The sequence below is a fragment of the Chroococcidiopsis sp. genome, from assembly GCF_051657925.1.
Classification (GTDB): domain Bacteria; phylum Cyanobacteriota; class Cyanobacteriia; order Cyanobacteriales; family Chroococcidiopsidaceae; genus Chroococcidiopsis.
In genome coordinates this window covers 24,206-40,819 of the sequence record NZ_JBOFLP010000304.1, presented here as the reverse complement: position 1 = coordinate 40,819, position 16,614 = coordinate 24,206, and the positions used below count along the sequence as shown (strand labels likewise).

At 44.0% G+C, this 16,614-nt stretch carries 12 protein-coding genes; 10 read left to right on the top strand and 2 right to left on the bottom strand.

Features of this window, described 5'->3' with window-relative positions:
• Nucleotides 1-161 precede the first annotated feature (161 nt).
• A complete protein-coding gene (locus ACRC32_RS24805; protein ID WP_438556468.1) occupies nucleotides 162-740 on the bottom strand; it encodes a transposase in 579 nt (192 codons plus the stop codon).
• Here ACRC32_RS24805 and ACRC32_RS24800 point away from each other — a divergent pair.
• From ACRC32_RS24800 to treY, 5 genes are all read left to right on the top strand, one after another.
• Nucleotides 708-983 carry a hypothetical protein gene (locus tag ACRC32_RS24800; protein WP_438556467.1) on the top strand — a complete coding sequence of 92 codons (276 nt, stop codon included), beginning with the start codon at nucleotides 708-710 and terminating at the stop codon, nucleotides 981-983. The two genes, ACRC32_RS24805 and ACRC32_RS24800, sit on opposite strands and share 33 nt — an antisense overlap.
• Complete coding sequence (gene malQ / locus ACRC32_RS24795) at nucleotides 964-2,469, top strand: 4-alpha-glucanotransferase (RefSeq protein ID WP_438556466.1); 1,506 nt, start codon at nucleotides 964-966, stop codon at nucleotides 2,467-2,469. The genes ACRC32_RS24800 and malQ overlap by 20 nt, the downstream gene beginning before the upstream one ends.
• A 222-nt stretch (nucleotides 2,470-2,691) precedes the next feature.
• Nucleotides 2,692-4,821 carry a glycogen debranching protein GlgX gene (gene glgX, locus ACRC32_RS24790; RefSeq protein ID WP_438556465.1) on the top strand — a complete coding sequence of 710 codons (2,130 nt, stop codon included), beginning with the start codon at nucleotides 2,692-2,694 and terminating at the stop codon, nucleotides 4,819-4,821.
• Between the two features lie 90 nt (nucleotides 4,822-4,911).
• Nucleotides 4,912-6,759, top strand: coding sequence for a malto-oligosyltrehalose trehalohydrolase (gene treZ, locus ACRC32_RS24785; protein WP_438556464.1), 1,848 nt, complete (start codon nucleotides 4,912-4,914; stop codon nucleotides 6,757-6,759).
• 107 nt (nucleotides 6,760-6,866) lie between these two features.
• Entirely contained in the window at nucleotides 6,867-9,662 is a 2,796-nt protein-coding gene (treY, locus tag ACRC32_RS24780) for a malto-oligosyltrehalose synthase (protein ID WP_438556463.1), read from the top strand.
• A 188-nt stretch (nucleotides 9,663-9,850) separates the two neighbouring features.
• Here treY and glgP read toward each other — a convergent pair whose 3' ends face one another.
• Nucleotides 9,851-12,061, bottom strand: coding sequence for an alpha-glucan family phosphorylase (gene glgP / locus ACRC32_RS24775; RefSeq protein ID WP_438556471.1), 2,211 nt, complete (start codon nucleotides 12,059-12,061; stop codon nucleotides 9,851-9,853).
• A gap of 321 nt (nucleotides 12,062-12,382) precedes the next feature.
• On the opposite strand from glgP, the gene ACRC32_RS24770 reads away from it, so the two are divergent.
• The 5 genes from ACRC32_RS24770 (at nucleotide 12,383) to ACRC32_RS24750 (ending at nucleotide 16,596) form a co-directional block, all read left to right on the top strand.
• Entirely contained in the window at nucleotides 12,383-12,511 is a 129-nt protein-coding gene (locus tag ACRC32_RS24770) for a hypothetical protein (protein WP_438556462.1), read from the top strand.
• Nucleotides 12,512-12,539: 28 nt separating this feature from the next.
• The gene (locus ACRC32_RS24765) at nucleotides 12,540-13,820 is read left to right on the top strand and encodes a valine--pyruvate transaminase (protein WP_438556461.1); all 1,281 of its coding nucleotides are present in this window, start codon (nucleotides 12,540-12,542) and stop codon (nucleotides 13,818-13,820) included.
• Between the two features lie 161 nt (nucleotides 13,821-13,981).
• The gene (rimM, locus tag ACRC32_RS24760; RefSeq protein WP_438556460.1) at nucleotides 13,982-14,641 is read left to right on the top strand and encodes a ribosome maturation factor RimM; all 660 of its coding nucleotides are present in this window, start codon (nucleotides 13,982-13,984) and stop codon (nucleotides 14,639-14,641) included.
• A 154-nt stretch (nucleotides 14,642-14,795) separates the two neighbouring features.
• The gene (locus ACRC32_RS24755; protein ID WP_438556459.1) at nucleotides 14,796-15,278 is read left to right on the top strand and encodes a phosphate-starvation-inducible PsiE family protein; all 483 of its coding nucleotides are present in this window, start codon (nucleotides 14,796-14,798) and stop codon (nucleotides 15,276-15,278) included.
• 109 nt (nucleotides 15,279-15,387) lie between these two features.
• Nucleotides 15,388-16,596, top strand: coding sequence for an NAD(P)/FAD-dependent oxidoreductase (locus ACRC32_RS24750; protein WP_438556458.1), 1,209 nt, complete (start codon nucleotides 15,388-15,390; stop codon nucleotides 16,594-16,596).
• Nucleotides 16,597-16,614 lie beyond the last annotated feature (18 nt).

Genomic DNA, 16,614 nt, shown 5'->3' with positions numbered 1-16,614 from the left:
CCCGCCCCTACGGGTGGCTGCGATCGCATGTGGGGATCTGGACCTGGGATGGCGCGTGTGGGCGGGTTTTGGATGAAAATTTTCGGTTGCGGTTATGGGCATGTTTGCTAAACCCGCCCCTACAGGTGGTTGGGATTGCCTGGGTGCAATCGATCCATGAATCATGACAGGGGATTGTTGTCAATATATTGGCGAATTCGCTCTAATGATTCTTCGTTGCGGATAATATGTTCGTAATAATTGCGTTGCCAAACTGGGATGTTTGATACTCGTCGGATTTTATTAATTTGACGGGCAGAAAATGTTTTGAATCCGCGAATAATTTCCGGCAAAGCGTGATATTTGGCATGATTTTGATTATTTTCCCAGGTAGATTTTACACCCGGTATTTCTGTAGGGGCGGGTTTAGCAGATAGAATTTCGGTTGTAGTAGCAGATGTTTGGTCAAAACCCGCCCTTGCAAAGCGATCGCCATGAAGAATTAAAATTCCATGCAAATGATTTGGCATGAATACAAATGTTTCTAAATAAAGATTTGAATGATATTGCGGTAAATTCATCCAGTGCGATCGCGCAACTTGACCCAATTGGCTCAGTTGCATAACTCCCTCAGAAATTTCTCCAAATATACATTCTCGTTGATGGGTACATATAGTGATAAAGTAAGCGCCAGCAGTGGAATAATCATAATTCTGTAACCGAATTGAATGGCGATTGTGTTTGGTCGGATCGTATTTCACAAGGGTAGAAACCTAACATCTACATCTATTAGAATTCCCCAAGCGTTTATCCTATTTGCGATCGCACTACCAACTGTACCTGGGATGGTGCAATTGGGCGGGTTTTGGATGAAGATTGTCAGTGACGGGGTAAACCTGCCCCTACTCCATTTTCTACCCCTAGCAGCATGTAAAACCGACAATAACGCGATATCTTCTATCGTGGTTCACCTCAAATATCCTTATGACATTCCAACGTGCTAGCGGCGTTTTATTGCATCCTACCTGTCTTCCCAGCCCATATGGAATTGGCGATTTAGGAAAATCGGCTTACGAATTTATCGATTTTCTCGCCAGTAGCGGACAAAAATTGTGGCAAGTTTTGCCTTTGGGACCTACGGGATACGAGCATTCTCCATATATCATGAATTTCAGCACTTTTGCTGGCAATCCATTATTAATTAGTCTCGATACGCTAGTAGAAGAAGGATTATTGAAGAAAGAAGAACTAAGTCCATTAGAAAATGTGGATCTCAATCGAGTCAACTTCGATCGCGTCATTCCGCATAAAACTCAATTTCTTAAAATCGCTTTTGAAAACTTTCAACAAGCTAATACTCATCAAAACTCAGAATACGCACAATTTTGTCAATCTCAATCTTACTGGCTCGATGACTACGTACTTTTTATGTCATTATTAGAAGCCAACGAAGGGAAAAGCTGGAATAATTGGGAACGAGCGATCGCGCGTCGAGAGCCAGATGCGTTGCAAGCATCAAGAGATTCTTTAAAAGATAGTATCGCTTATCATAATTTCGTTCAATTCAAATTCTTCGAGCAGTGGAAACAACTACGAAAATACACCAACGACAAAAATATTCAAATTGTGGGTGATATTTCAATTTATGTCTGTCACAACAGTTCTGATGTCTGGTCGAGTCCAGAAATATTTAAATTAGATCCCCAAACTTTTGAACCTACATATATCGCTGGCGTTCCCCCAGACTATTTCAGTGCTACGGGACAATTATGGGGAAATCCTGTCTATAACTGGGATAAATTGCAACAAACAAACTTTGCTTGGTGGATTCAACGCTTTCAAGCCACCTTAGAATATGTCGATATCGTCCGCGTCGATCATTTTCGCGGTTTTGAAGCATACTGGCAAGTCCCAGCAGGCGAAGAGACTGCAATTAATGGCGAGTGGATTAAAGCCCCAGGAGTAGAATTTTTTGAAACTTTAGGTAACGCTTTGGGAAGTTTGCCAATTATGGCAGAAGATTTAGGCATTATTACCCCAGAAGTCGAAGAATTGCGCGATCGCTTTCAATTTCCAGGCATGAGAATTCTGCAATTTGCCTTTGGAGACGACTCAAGTAATGCCTATTTACCCCACAATTACGTCCATAACAGCGTCGTTTATCCCGGTACTCACGACAACGATACAGCGATCGGTTGGTGGAACAAAGCTAGCGACAAAGAAAAGCAATTTGTCGCGAAATATTTGGGTTACAGATCTGTTGCAGAGATAACAGAAATTAACTGGGAATTCATCCAATTAGCATTAGCCTCAGTTGCAGACTTAGCCATTCTACCCCTACAAGACATTTTAGGCTTAGACGATCGCGCCCGCATGAACGATCCCAGTGTCAATGCAGGCAACTGGCGTTGGCGTTACGAAAGTTCCGAAATGCTAACACCTCAACTATGCGATCGCTTGTTGGAAATGACGCAGATTTACAGCCGATAAGTCGGGAGTCGGGAGTCGGAAGTCAGAAGTCAGAATTAACTAATCACTGCTCGTGCGCTCCCTGCTCCCTGGTCACTGTTTCTTGCCTAGGATAGATAGTCAAGCTAATTCGGAATCGGTACTGTGTTGAGAGAGACTCTCCCAAAAGTAGGAAGAACTTTTAGTTAAATTCCTACTGTCATCAGTTATTCACTACTTAATACTTGACACACAGTCAAACCTATGTATGTTGCACTCTGGCCAGGCAATGTCTATCCTTTGGGTTCCTATTGGGACGGCAAAGGCACGAACTTCACCTTATTTTCGGAAAACGCTACAGGTGTAGAATTGTGCTTGTTCGATCGCGACGACAAAGAAACTCGCGTAGAGCTAACAGAAGTTAGTAACTTCGTTTGGCACGGCTACATACCAGGTATAGGACCAGGACAACGATACGGGTATAGAGTGCAAGGATCGTACGCACCCCAAGAAGGACATCGCTTTAACCCCAATAAACTGCTGATCGATCCATACAGAAAAGCGATCGCGGGGGAAGTTGGCAATGGTCCAGAATTATATGGTTACTCTTGGGAGTCTGAAGAAGCCGATTTATCGTTTTCCGATTTGGATAGCGCCCCGTTAATGCCGAAATCAGTTGTAGTCGATCAAAGCTTTGACTGGGAAGACGATAAACTCCTGCGCACCCCTTGGAACGAGACAATTATCTACGAAACTCACGTCAAGGGTTTTACTAAGCTACACCCCGATATTCCCGAAGAACTACGCGGGACTTATGCAGGAATGGCACACCCAGCGGCGATCGAGCATTTGCAACGTTTGGGAATCTCCGCCGTTGAGTTGATGCCCGTACATCATTTCCTCTCCGTCCCAGGACATTTGGCGGACAAAGGGTTGAGAAATTACTGGGGCTACGATTCGATCAATTATTTCGCGCCTCACTCCGAATACAGCTCTAGTGGCACATTAGGCGAGCAGGTGACGGAATTCAAGGAAATGGTTAAAGCCCTGCACCGTGCTGGAATTGAAGTCATTCTAGACGTGGTATACAACCACACGGGCGAAGGCAATCATATGGGCCCTACCCTATCGATGCGGGGAATTGATAATGCCAACTATTACCGCTTGGTAGACGGCGATCCGCGATACTACATGGACTTTACAGGTTGCGGCAACTCCCTCAACGTGCGCCACGCCCAAGTTTTGAAGATGATCATGGATAGCCTGCGCTACTGGGTGACAGAAATGCACGTCGATGGCTTCCGCTTCGATCTTGCTTCAGCCTTGGCAAGAGAACTGTACGAAGTGGATCGACTGTCAGCATTCTTCGATATCATTCACCAAGATCCGACGATCGCGGATGTAAAATTAATCGCTGAACCTTGGGACATTGGTACGGGTGGCTATCAAGTCGGGAACTTCCCCGTTCTCTGGTCGGAGTGGAACGGAAAGTATCGCGACACGGCGCGAGATTTCTGGCGCGGCGTGGACAGTACTTTAGGAGAATTTGCTTATCGGCTGACGGGTAGCCCCGACTTGTACTATCAAGAGAACGGGCGGCGACCGAATGCTAGCATTAACTTCATCACCGCTCATGACGGATTTACGCTCAACGATCTCGTCAGTTACAACGAGAAACACAACGAAGCTAACGGCGAAGAAAGCCGCGATGGAGAAAGTCACAATCGGTCTTGGAACTGCGGCGCGGAAGGCGAGACAGACGACCCAGAAGTTTTGCAGTTACGGGAACGCCAGCGCCGGAACTTCCTCGTTACCTTGATGCTGTCCCAAGGTATCCCCATGATACTTGGGGGTGACGAAATGGGTCGGACGCAGCATGGAAACAACAACGGTTACTGCCAAGACAGCGAAATTTCTTGGTTTAATTGGGATTTAGTAGAAGGCAATTCAGAATTATTAGACTTTACTCGCGAGTTAATTTATTTTCGTCGCCAACATCCTGTATTTCGTCGCCGTAAGTGGTTCCAAGGTCAAGCGATTCACGGATCGGGTGTCAGCGATATCATGTGGTTTAACCCTGATGGTAGCGAGATGGATCAGGAACAGTGGGAAATTGGCTATGCGAAGTCAATGGGCGTGTTCTTAAATGGAAACATGATTCCCAGTCCTGGGAAACAAGGTCAACGTATCAGCGACGATAGCTTTCTCATGTTCTTCAACGCCCACTACGAAACTCTTGAATTCAACTTGCCACAAGGAATGCAAGATAACCAGTGGGTGTTAGTTATTGATACCAAAGAACCGCGTTTTATTCAAGAAGAACGCATCTACACAGGCGATCGCACCGTTCCAGTTACAGCGCGATCGCTCGTCCTGCTGCGTCAGATGGTTTAAGCAGTGACTAGTGGTTAGTGGCTAGTGGCTAGAATTTAAAATTCTCTTGCCTCTAGCTAATGACAAATGACAAATGACAAATGACAAATTATGAAAATTGGTGCTAACTATTTAGGCGGCGATCGCTGTGAATTTACTGTCTGGGGACCCAGTATAGATTCGATGGGCGTGCAAATTGTGTCTCCTAAAGAACGCTTTGTGCAAATGGAACGGGAGGGCGAATACTGGAAAGTTGTTGTTGATAATGTTTCTCCAGGTACGCAATATCTCTACGAAATAAATGGTGGTGAATCTTTTCCCGATCCTGCTTCATATTTTCAGCCGCATGGCGTACATAAGCCTTCTCAAGTAGTCAGTCATGAGTTTACTTGGAATGACAGCGATTGGGCTGGCGTTTCTTTAGATTCGATGATTATTTACGAATTGCATGTCGGTACGTTTACCCCAGAAGGGACTTTTACCGCGATTATTCCCCGCTTGTCAGATTTGAAAGAGTTGGGAATTACCGCGATCGAAATTATGCCGATCTCGCAATTTCCTGGTAACATTCCCCCAGATGGCAGTTGTGCCTATCGCAACTGGGGTTATGATGGCGTTTACCCGTTTGCCGTTCAAAATTCTTACGGTACTCCTGAAGAGTTAAAACAACTGGTTGCCGCTTGTCACCAACAGGGAATTTCTGTGATTCTCGATGTGGTTTACAACCACTTTGGACCCGAAGGCAATTACATCAGCAATTTCGCTCCTTATTTTACTCAAACTTATCGTACTCCTTGGGGCAGCGCGATTAATTTTGACGATGCCCACAGCCATAACGTGCGTAATTATTTTATTGAAAACGCTCTTTATTGGTTGCGAGACTTTCACATCGACGCACTACGATTAGATGCGATTCAAGCAATTTACGATTTGGGTGCAAAACATTTTTTAGCGGAATTAGCCGAAAAAGTTCGAGAATTTTCCGAACAACAAGGTAGGAAGTATTACTTAATTGCTGAAAGCGATCTAAACGATCCAAAAATTATTCGTCCGAGAGAAATGGGCGGTTACGAACTTGATTCTCAGTGGAGCGATGATTTTCATCATGCTTTACATGCATTGTTAACAGGTGATAGTGACGGATATTATCAAGATTTTGGTAAATGCGAAGACTTAGCAAAAGCCTATCGCAATACATTTGTCTATGACTGGAAATATGCACCCCATCGTCAGAGATTTCATGGCAACTCTGCTAGCGATCGCACCAGTCTATCTCAATTTGTCGTCTGCATTCAAAACCACGATCAAATTGGCAATCAATTGTTAGGGGAAAGGCTGTCTAAACTCATACCTTTTGATGCCATTAAACTAGCTGCTGGCGCGGTAATTCTATCACCATACATTCCTCTCCTATTTATGGGTGAAGAGTATGCCGAAGAAGTACCTTTTACCTACTTTGTCAGCCACTCCGACCCGCAACTAATTAAAGCAGTACGCGAGGGAAGAAAGCAAGAATTTGCTGCCTTTCATGCTGTAGGAAATCCACCCGATCCAGAATCTTCCAAAACTTTTCTCATGTGTAAAATGGATTGGGAAAAACGCCAAGAAGGTAAATACAAAGTTATCTGGTCTTGGTATCAACATTTAATTCAACTCCGCAACTCGATTCCTGCTTTAATTAAAAAAGAAAGAGACAGCATAGAAGCAGGTGCAGACGAACAACAAAAAATTGTCTGGTGGCGGCGATGGAGTGACGACAGCCAAATTTTTTGTCTGATGAATTTCAACCAAAATGATGTTAGCTTCGCACCAGAACTCAGCCAAAATAATTGGCAAAAGATTCTCGACTCTACCGATGAAAAATGGCAAGGTTCCGGTACTATCGCCCCAGAGAAAATCAAGTCGGGCGAAGAAATAAAACTGCGATCGTACAACTTTGTACTTTACGAAAATATCTAAATTTGGTCATTAGTCATTAGTCATTTGTCATTAGTCATTTGTAGTTACTCTCCCCTGTCTCCCTTGTCTTCTTGTCCATCCCTCACCCCTCACTCCTCACTCCTTTCATGCGCATTCCCACAGCTACTTACCGCATTCAATTTAACTCGGAATTTAAATTTGCAGATGCGAAAAAAATTACCTCGTATCTAGCAGCTTTGGGAGTTTCCGATCTCTACGCTTCACCCATATTTAAAGCTAGAACCGGAAGTACTCACGGTTACGATGTTGTCGATCCGACTCAACTGAATCCAGAATTAGGAACTGAAGTAGATTTTGATGCTTTAATTGCCGAAATTCAACAGCATCAATTAGGTTGGCTGCAAGATATCGTCCCTAACCACATGGCGTATGATAGTCAAAATTTGTGGTTGATGGATGTCTTAGAAAATGGTCCCGATTCAGCTTATGTAGAATATTTTGATATTGCTTGGAATGCTCCATTTACTGATAATAAAGACCCAATCTTAGCGCCAATGCTAGGGAATTTCTATGGAGAATCTTTAGAAAATGGAGAAATTCAACTCAAGTACGAACAAAGCGGCTTGACTGTCAACTATTACAGTCTAAGCTTGCCGTTAAAACTAGAATCCTATGCGACTTTCTTGACCTACAATTTAGGTAAATTAGCTAGAACTCTGGGTAGAAGACATTCAGATTTTGTTAAACTTCTGGCAATTGTCTATATTCTCAAAAATATTTCTGCTGATGTTGTCGGTAAACAAAGAAGACAAGACCAAACAGAGTTTGTCAGAGGCTTGCTTTGGGAATTGTATGAAGGTAATCCTGAAGTCAAAGCTTTTATAGATGAGAATATCAAAATTTTTAATGGCGAACCAGGTAATTCCGAAAGTTTTAATCTTTTAGATAAATTACTTTCAGAACAGTTCTTTCGACTTTCCTACTGGAAAGTAGGTGCAGAAGAAATTAACTATAGAAGATTTTTTACAGTTAACGAATTAATCTCAGTTAAAGTAGAAGAACTCAAAGTATTCAACAACACTCACGAATTCATTGCTAAATTAGTTAGTGAAGGCAAGTTTACAGGTTTAAGAATCGATCACATTGACGGTCTTTACGATCCGACTCAATACTTAGAAAGACTGCGAGAAAAGACAGGTGATACTTATATTACTGTCGAAAAGATTTTGCAAATTGGCGAAGATATACCTAATGACTGGCAAATTCAGGGCACTTCTGGCTACGATTATCTAAATTATCTTAACGGAATTTTCTGTCAAAAAGCAAATCGAGATAAGTTTGACGAAATTTATCGTATTTTAACCGGATTTAGAACGAGTTTTCCCGAAGTTGTAGCCGAGAAAAAACATCTCATCATCGATAAAAATCTCGCAGGCGATATCGATAATTTGAGTGTCTTGTTGAAGAAGATTGCGGCTAAATATCGCTATGGTAATGATTTTACTCTCAATGGATTAAAACGTGCGATCGCAGAAGTTCTTACCCGTTTCCCGATCTATTGTACTTACATCAATGCTGCCGGAATTTCTGAGCAGGATCGACAGTATATTCAAGCCGTCATTCAAGCTGCTAAAGATGGCACACCTCTGTTACAAAATGAGTTGAACTTTATCGAGAAATTATTCTTACTAGAATACGAACCCTCTTTGACTCAAGCTGAGAAAGACCAGTGGTTATATTTTGTCATGCGAATGCAACAATATACGGGACCGCTGATGGCAAAAGGGGTAGAAGATACAGCTTTATATGTTTATTACCGCTTGCTTTCTTTAAATGAAGTGGGTGGCGAACCAGATCATTTTGGGATGGATTTAGCTGAGTTTCATAGTTTTAACCAACATCGAAATCAGACATGGACTCATGCTATGAGTGCAACTTCAACCCACGATACCAAACGTGGTGAAGATGTGAGGGCGAGAATTAACGTTTTGTCAGAAATTCCTGACGAATGGCAGCAACAAGTTCGTAGTTGGATGGAATTAAATCGTTCTTATAAAACGCAACATAAAAACTCAATTTTTCCCGATCGCAACGATGAGTATGCATTTTATCAAACTTTAGTAGGGGCGTATCCCTTCTTAGAGAGTGAAATAAATGGCTTTAGCGATCGCGTCAAAGAATATATGCTCAAGGCAATTCGCGAAGCTAAAGTCTACACTGCTTGGCTGCGGCAAAATATGACTTATGAAGATGCTTGCACTAGTTTTGTTGAAGCGGTTTTAAATAATTCAGAAAACAATCAATTTCTGCAAGAGTTTCTCCCATTTCAAAAAAAGGTTTCTTACTACGGTATCTTTAATTCTTTATCTCAAACTCTGCTAAAATCAGTTTCTCCTGGGGTTCCTGACTTTTACCAAGGAACGGAATTATGGGATTTAAGCTTAGTCGATCCCGACAACCGTCGTCCAGTTGATTTCGAGCAGAGAAACTCTTACTTGTCGGAAATCAAAGAGAAAATCAGCACGAATATTTCTGCTCTAATTTCCGATCTGCTAGCTACAAAGGAAGATGGCAGAATTAAGTTATTTCTGACTCATCAAGTCTTGAAAGCGAGAACGAAATATCTAGATGTGTTTCAAAAAGGAGAATATCAACCTCTAGAAATCAGCGGCAACTACAAAGAAAATATCGTGGCTTTCGCACGCAGTTTTGAAAATACAACAGCTATTGCGATCGCCCCTCGTTTCTTAACGAGTTTAATTCAACCAGGTGAGTATCCATTTGGCGAAGTTTGGCAAGATACTTATATTCAACTACCTGCCGAAATAGCTTCAAAGTGGGAGGATACAATTACTCATCAAAATATTCAAACTGATGGAAAGTTGCCAGTTGCTGACACGTTAAAAGAGTTTCCCGTAGCGCTATTAATTGGACAGAAATAACTGTCATTCTCTAGGGAAGATCTTACAAACTAGATCCCCCCTAGCCCCCCTTAAAAAGGGGAGAAAAAGAAAGCCCCCTTATTAAGGGGGTTGGGGGATCTCCAACAGAAAGCCCCCTTGTGAAGGGGGTTGGGGGATCTCCAACAGAAAGCCCCCTTATTAAGGGGGTTGGGGGATCTCCAATCGAATTAGACAATCACTTGAGCCAAACTTGGTGTAGAGATTGTCGAACAGCCAGGAGCATAGATGCGCGTCACGTAATCGGCGATCATCCGATCCGTATTAAACAGAGGTGCATTCGTCTTAATCGATGCCTTCATCATTTGAATCCAGCGGTGCGGAATGCCGTTGTTGTCGCGATCGTAGTATAGAGGGGCAATCTCCTCTTCCAATAACTTGTAGAGGGATTCAGAATCGATCCGATCCTGCAACTCTTGATTGCTCGTATGAGCATCTTCACCGATCGCCCAACCGTTGATTCCCTTGCCATCTATCCCAACTTGATAGCCTTCGCACCACCAACCATCGAGAACGCTGCAATTGATCCCACCATTAAAACAGACTTTTTGCCCGCTCGTACCAGAAGCCTCTAGGGGACGACGGGGATTATTCAACCAAACATCTACGCCTTGCACTAACTTCTGTGCCACATAAATGTCGTAGTCTTCAATAAACGCCACTCGATGCTGAATTGCTGAATGCTGACACCACTCCATCAATTTTTGGATAATCCGCTTGCCTTCCTCATCGGCGGGGTGAGCTTTACCAGCAAAGACAATTTGCACCGGACGTTGAGCATTACCAAAGATTTTCAACGCTCTTTCTGCATCCCGTAGCAGCAGATTACCCCGCTTGTATTGAGAGAAGCGACGGGCAAAACCAATCGTGAGAGCATTGGGATCGAGCAACAAATCAGCAGCATGAATGCGATCGCCTGCTTCACCCCGATCCGTTCTGGCTTTTTTGATTCTGTAACGGGTAAAGGCAATCAAGCGCTCTTTCAAAACTTGATGTCGCTGCCATAATTCTGCATCGGGAATGCGATCGACATCTGCCCACATTGCCGGATCGATCGCCCGCGTCTGCCAGTCTGCACCTATATACTGAGTATAAAGGTCAGCCATCAACGGAGCCGTCCAAGTCGGGGCGTGAACCCCATTGGTGATGTGACCGATGGGTACGCGGTCTTCGGGGCGATCGGGATACAAAGCAGTCCACATCTGTCGCGAAACTCTGCCATGCAATTCGCTCACCCCATTAGCAGCGCGGCACATCCGCAGCGCTAAGACAGTCATGCCAAAAGGCTCCCAAGGATCGCCCAGTCTTTTTGCGCCCAAAGCTAAAAACTGCTCTCGCGATAGCCGCAATTGCGCCCAATATTGCGCAAAATGAGAATCCATCAAATCGGGTGAGAACACATCGTGTCCGGCGGGGACGGGGGTATGAGTCGTAAAGACGCAGCGATTGCGTACGCTCGCTTCCACATCGTAGAAAGGTTTGCCCGTCCGCTCCATTTCTTGCCAAGCAATCTCTAGGGTGCAAAAGGCAGCATGTCCCTCGTTCAAATGATGGATTGATGGCTTAATTCCCAGAGCTGTAAGCGCCTTGACTCCACCGATCCCCAAAACAACCTCTTGGGCGATCCGCGTGTCTTGGTTGCCCCCATAGAGGTGTCCTGTGAGCCAGCGATCGATCGGGTCGTTGTCTTCGCGGTCTGTATCGAGCAAGTAGAGACTCACCCTACCCACTTGCGTCCGCCAAATTTGAACTTTGACCATCCGCTGTCTAACTTGCAGCTCGATCGTCAGGGTTTCTCCCCGTTCGTTCAACATCAATTCCAGCGGCATTTGCTGGAAAACATTGTCAATGTAGTAATCTTCTTGCCAACCACTACGATTGAGTCGCTGCCGGAAATAGCCTTGACGATACAACAATCCTACGCCGATCAGAGGTACGCCCAGATCGGAAGCAGATTTGAGGTGATCTCCAGCCAGAATACCCAAACCGCCAGAATAAACGGGGAGAGATTCGTGAATGCCAAACTCAGCACAGAAATAGGCGATTGGATTTTGCCGTGAAATTTGCGGCGCAACTCGACTCACCCAGGTATCTTGCTGATTCATGTAAGCATCAAACTCAGCCACCAACTGAGATAACTGTTTGATGTAGAAAGGGTCTTCTGCTAATTGGGTCAGGCGTTCGTAAGAAGCCGATTCCAACACAGCTACAGGGTTATGCCCGTAACGCTCCCAAGCTTCCGGCGAAATGTTTTGAAATAGGAAAACTCGTTCGCTCGTCCAACTCCACCAATAGTTATAAGCCAGATCTGCCAATCTTTTGAGTGGCAGGGGTAATTTTTCGCTCAGCTTTTGTGCTGGTGCGATCGCAGATTTATTCATCATTATGATTCCAGTACTCTCTTGTGTACTCTCGTTCTAAAACCGATGGCAATACAGAGCAATTAAAACTCGACTCGGTAATAGAAACCTGGGTAATTTATCCTCGCCAACATCATCCCAGTTAGGATTTTCAGCATACACGGGGTATGTCTACTTTAAGATTTTTGTTTACACTTTTTCTAGATTTCAGTGTCAAATTAGATAAAGGATGTTTTAACAAAATTTTGCTGGATGTTAAGTTTGGTAATTGGTAATGGATGGTTGACAGTTATCAGTGACTAGTGGCTGGTGACTAGTCACTAGAATTTCTCCTCTGCTTCCTTGTCTCCCTTGTCTCCCTCACTCCTCACTCCTCACTCCTCACTCCTCACTCCTCACTCCTCACTCCTCGCCCCTCACTCCTCACCCCTCACTCCTCACTCCTCGCCCCTCACCACCACATTTGGTTAAATTAAGAAAGTCTCCTACACATCTGCTTATGAACCCTGCCCTAACGAAAATTGGCGCTCAAATGTCCCACCTGACGGGGGTGCGGGCAATTATGAAAGATATTATTGAAACGCTGCAAGCAGGTGCAGGTAAGGAGTTTATTAATTTAAGTGCGGGGAATCCGCTGATTTTACCGGAGGTAGAGCAATTATGGCGAGACTGTACGGCACAGTTGTTAGCTAGTTCTGACTATGGTGAAGTCGTCTGTCGTTACGGTTCGAGTCAGGGTTACACACCACTTATTAGCGCGATCGCATCTGATTTCAACCGTCGCTACGGGTTAAACTTGAGCGAGCGCAATATCCTCATTACTCCTGGTAGCCAAACTCTCTATTTCTACGCTGCAAATGCTTTTGGTGGCTATTGTCCTAGTGGGCAGTTAAAGCAAATTGTTTTACCCCTAAGTCCAGATTACACGGGTTATGGTGGCGTAAGTCTTGCCCCAGAAGCTTTGATTGCCTATAAACCTGCGTTAGATATCGATTCAGCCGCGCATAGATTCAAATATCGTCCCGACTTTAGCCAACTCAAAATTAACGAAGAGACGGGATGCGTTGTATTTTCTCGTCCCTGCAATCCTACGGGTAACGTTTTAACGGATGAGGAAGTGAAGAAAATTGCGGCTTTGGCTGCACCTTACAATGTTCCCGTTATTATTGATTCTGCTTATGCTCCTCCCTTTCCAGCTTTGAATTTTACCGAAATGACTCCCGTGTTTGGAGACAATATTATTCATGGCATGAGTTTATCCAAAGCAGGGTTGCCTGGAGAAAGAATTGGAGTAGCGATCGCAGATGAGAAGTTAATTCAAATTCTGGAATCGTTCCAGACAAACATGTGCATTCATCCGTCACGCTACGGACAGGCGATCGCGGCTTTAGCGATTAATTCTGGTGCTTTGGCAGAGATTTCTAGCAATGTCATTCGACCTTTTTACCAACAAAAATTTGATGTCGTAGAAACTACGCTAGAACAAGCAATGCCCGATATCCCTTGGTTTTTGCATCGTGGCGAAGGAGCAATTTTTGCTTGGTTGTGGTTAAAAGATTTACCTATAACTGACTGGGAATTTTACCAACAATTGAAACAGGAAAATGTCATCGTCGTTCCTGGTAGTTCCTTCTTCCCTGGTTTACGCGAAGATTGGATTCACAAACAGCAGTGTTTGCGAATTAGTTTGACAGCAAGCAATGAAGAAATCGCGATCGGAATGCAGCGTCTCGCCAAGGTAGCCGAACGGGTTTATGCAGAGGCTAAAATTGCCGGATGATGAAATAATACTTTTCTACCAAACTACTGCGCACACAGCACAAGCCCAATAAGTACAACATATCTTTTCTAACGCTAGTGCCTATTCTAATCTTCGAGAAAAGCTTCACCCCACGAGAATCCGCTTTGCGCCCTTGCGTCTTTGCGCGACACTAAATTTTTATGAAACACCAGAAAACACCCGAAAAACTCAAAACTCAAAACTCAAAACCACAAATTCCTGATGGCTGGTTGGCAATTGGTACAATTGTTGCACCCCAAGGGTTAGATGGAGAAGTCAGAGTTTACCCCGATTCAGACTTTCCCGAACGATTTGTCGAACCAGGACAGCGCTGGTTACTGCGTCCAGGGAAAACGGAACCAGAACCAATAGAACTAATCGAAGGTCGAGATATCCCAGGTAAAGGGTTGTACGTGGTCGCGTTAGAGGGAATTGAAGATCGCACGCAAGCCGAAGCACTGCGAGATTGCGTATTGCTCGTACCGGAAAGCGATCGCCCCGAATTAGGAGAAGATGAATATCATGTCGTCGATCTGATCGGTCTAGAAGTCTTTTTACAAGAAACTGGTGCAAGCATTGGTACGGTAACAGATGTCATTCCTGCTGGAAACGACTTGTTGGAAGTACAGTTGCATCAAGAAGTCAAAAGTCAAAAGTCAGAAGTCAAAATTAGCGATTCCATACTCCCGACTCCCGACTCCCGACTCCCAACTCTCTCAAAAAAAGTTCTAATACCATTTGTGAGAGCGATCGCACCTGTTGTAGATCTAGAGATGAGAAGAATTGAGATCGCGCCGCCACCAGGCTTGCTGGAACTGTAACGTTTAGCAGAATACTTCTATTTTGTCTTGTCTCTGTTACGATTCTCTATTTGGCATTAGTGGTTAGATCTTTAATTTGCTTGGTGTAGTTAGCTAGAAAGCACTTTGATTCTGGCTTTCAGTCATTTGACTTTTAACTTTTAACTTTTGACCAATGAAGTTATTGCGAAAACTACTATTACCTCTAATAGATAAAAATGAAAATTCCAGCTTTTTAGTTTTTGTTGATAAAGTAGAAGATTTTTTTGCCAAACTGCTAACGCTAGCAATGTTAGGAGTCGTTTTATTTTCAATTATAGATTTAGGCGTGACTTTAGCTAAGGAATTACTTGCTTCCTCGGAAATTGGTAGTTTTTCTGCCAGCTTGCTCAAAATATTTGGGTTATTTTTAAATATTCTTATTGCCTTAGAAATTACGCAAAATATTACTTCTTATCTTAGCAGCCATATTATTCAAATCGAGATGGTAATTGTCACATCTTTAATTGCAATTGCTCGCAAAATTATCATTCTCGATCTTGGCAAAATTACTGATTCTCAACTATTAGCACTTGCAGCAGCGATTATTGCTCTTTCTATCTGTTACTGGTTAGTCAGACGTACAAATGCCAAATATCCGCCACATAAAGGGCATTAATTATGAATAAACAGCTTAATTTGTACTTTTGACTTTTGACATTTAACTTTTGACTTACTGAGCAGCTACGGTAGGATCTGGATGAGCGATCGAACAGCATATGTGAAGTATGAAAATATACGATTGGATTGTAGTAGGTGGAGGTATTGCTGGCGCAGCTTTGAGCTACGAATTAGTTCAGCAAGGCTATTCCGTCCTGCTGCTAGAACAAGATCCGACGTGGCAAAATGCAACTCGCTATAGCTATGGTGGTTTAGCTTTTTGGTCTGGTACTACCGACATGATGCGTCAATTGTGTGCTGAAGGAATCGCCCGTCATCGCATTCTCTCAGAAGAATTAGCCGCCGATACTCAATTTCGGGAACTAGACTTACTGCTGACAATTGCAGCTGATGACGACCCCGCAGCAGTCTCTGCTACCTATGCTGATTTTGCCATTCCGCCACAACTTCTCAGCGTTTCAGAAGCCTGCGAACTAGAACCATTATTAAACCCTCAAGCGATCGCAGGGGCATTGACGGTAAAACACGGTCATATCAATGCTGAAAAAACCGCTCAAGCCTACATCCAAGCCTTTTTACGGGCGGGGGGCGATCTTCAGTTTGCTCAAGTACTCAAAATTTGGCAACAAGGCGACAAGGTAGAAGGGGTAAAAACCGCTAGTGAGAAGTATTGCAGTGCCAACACAGCGATCTGCGCGGGTGGATTGAGTCGTGCTTTACTCAAAGCAGCAGGCATTTCGGTCAAACTGTACTTTACTCATGCTGAGTTAATTGACATTCCACCAGTTGACATTCAGTTGCGATCGCTCGTGATGCCAGCTCGACTTCAACGCTTTCAATTAGAAGCCACATCGACGACAAACGATCGCCTCTGGGACGAACAAGGATTAGAACTCGCACCCCCAATTTTAGATACTGGGGCGATTCAATTTCTCGATGGTAGCCTGCGATTAGGGCAGTTGAGCCGCACTTTGACCAATACCCAAGCCACCATTAATCCCGAAGCCAGCGAAGCTACTATTCGAGCGGGTGTAGGGCAAATTTTACCAGCACTCAAAGACCTGCCGGGAACTTGGCATCACTGTTTAGTTAGTTTCAGCCATGTTAGCGAAGCTGAACGAAGTTATCCCCTGCCACTAATCGGCAACATCCCTGGCAAAACAGGCATCCACATCTTCTCTGGATTCAGCAATCCCCTCGTAATTATCCCACCCCTAGCGCAGCGCTTTGCTCTTACAGTTAACAGGGAGCAGGGAGCGCACGAGCAGGGAGCAGGGAGCAGAGGAATTGGGGGAGCAACAACCAATGACAAATAACGAATGACGAATGACACC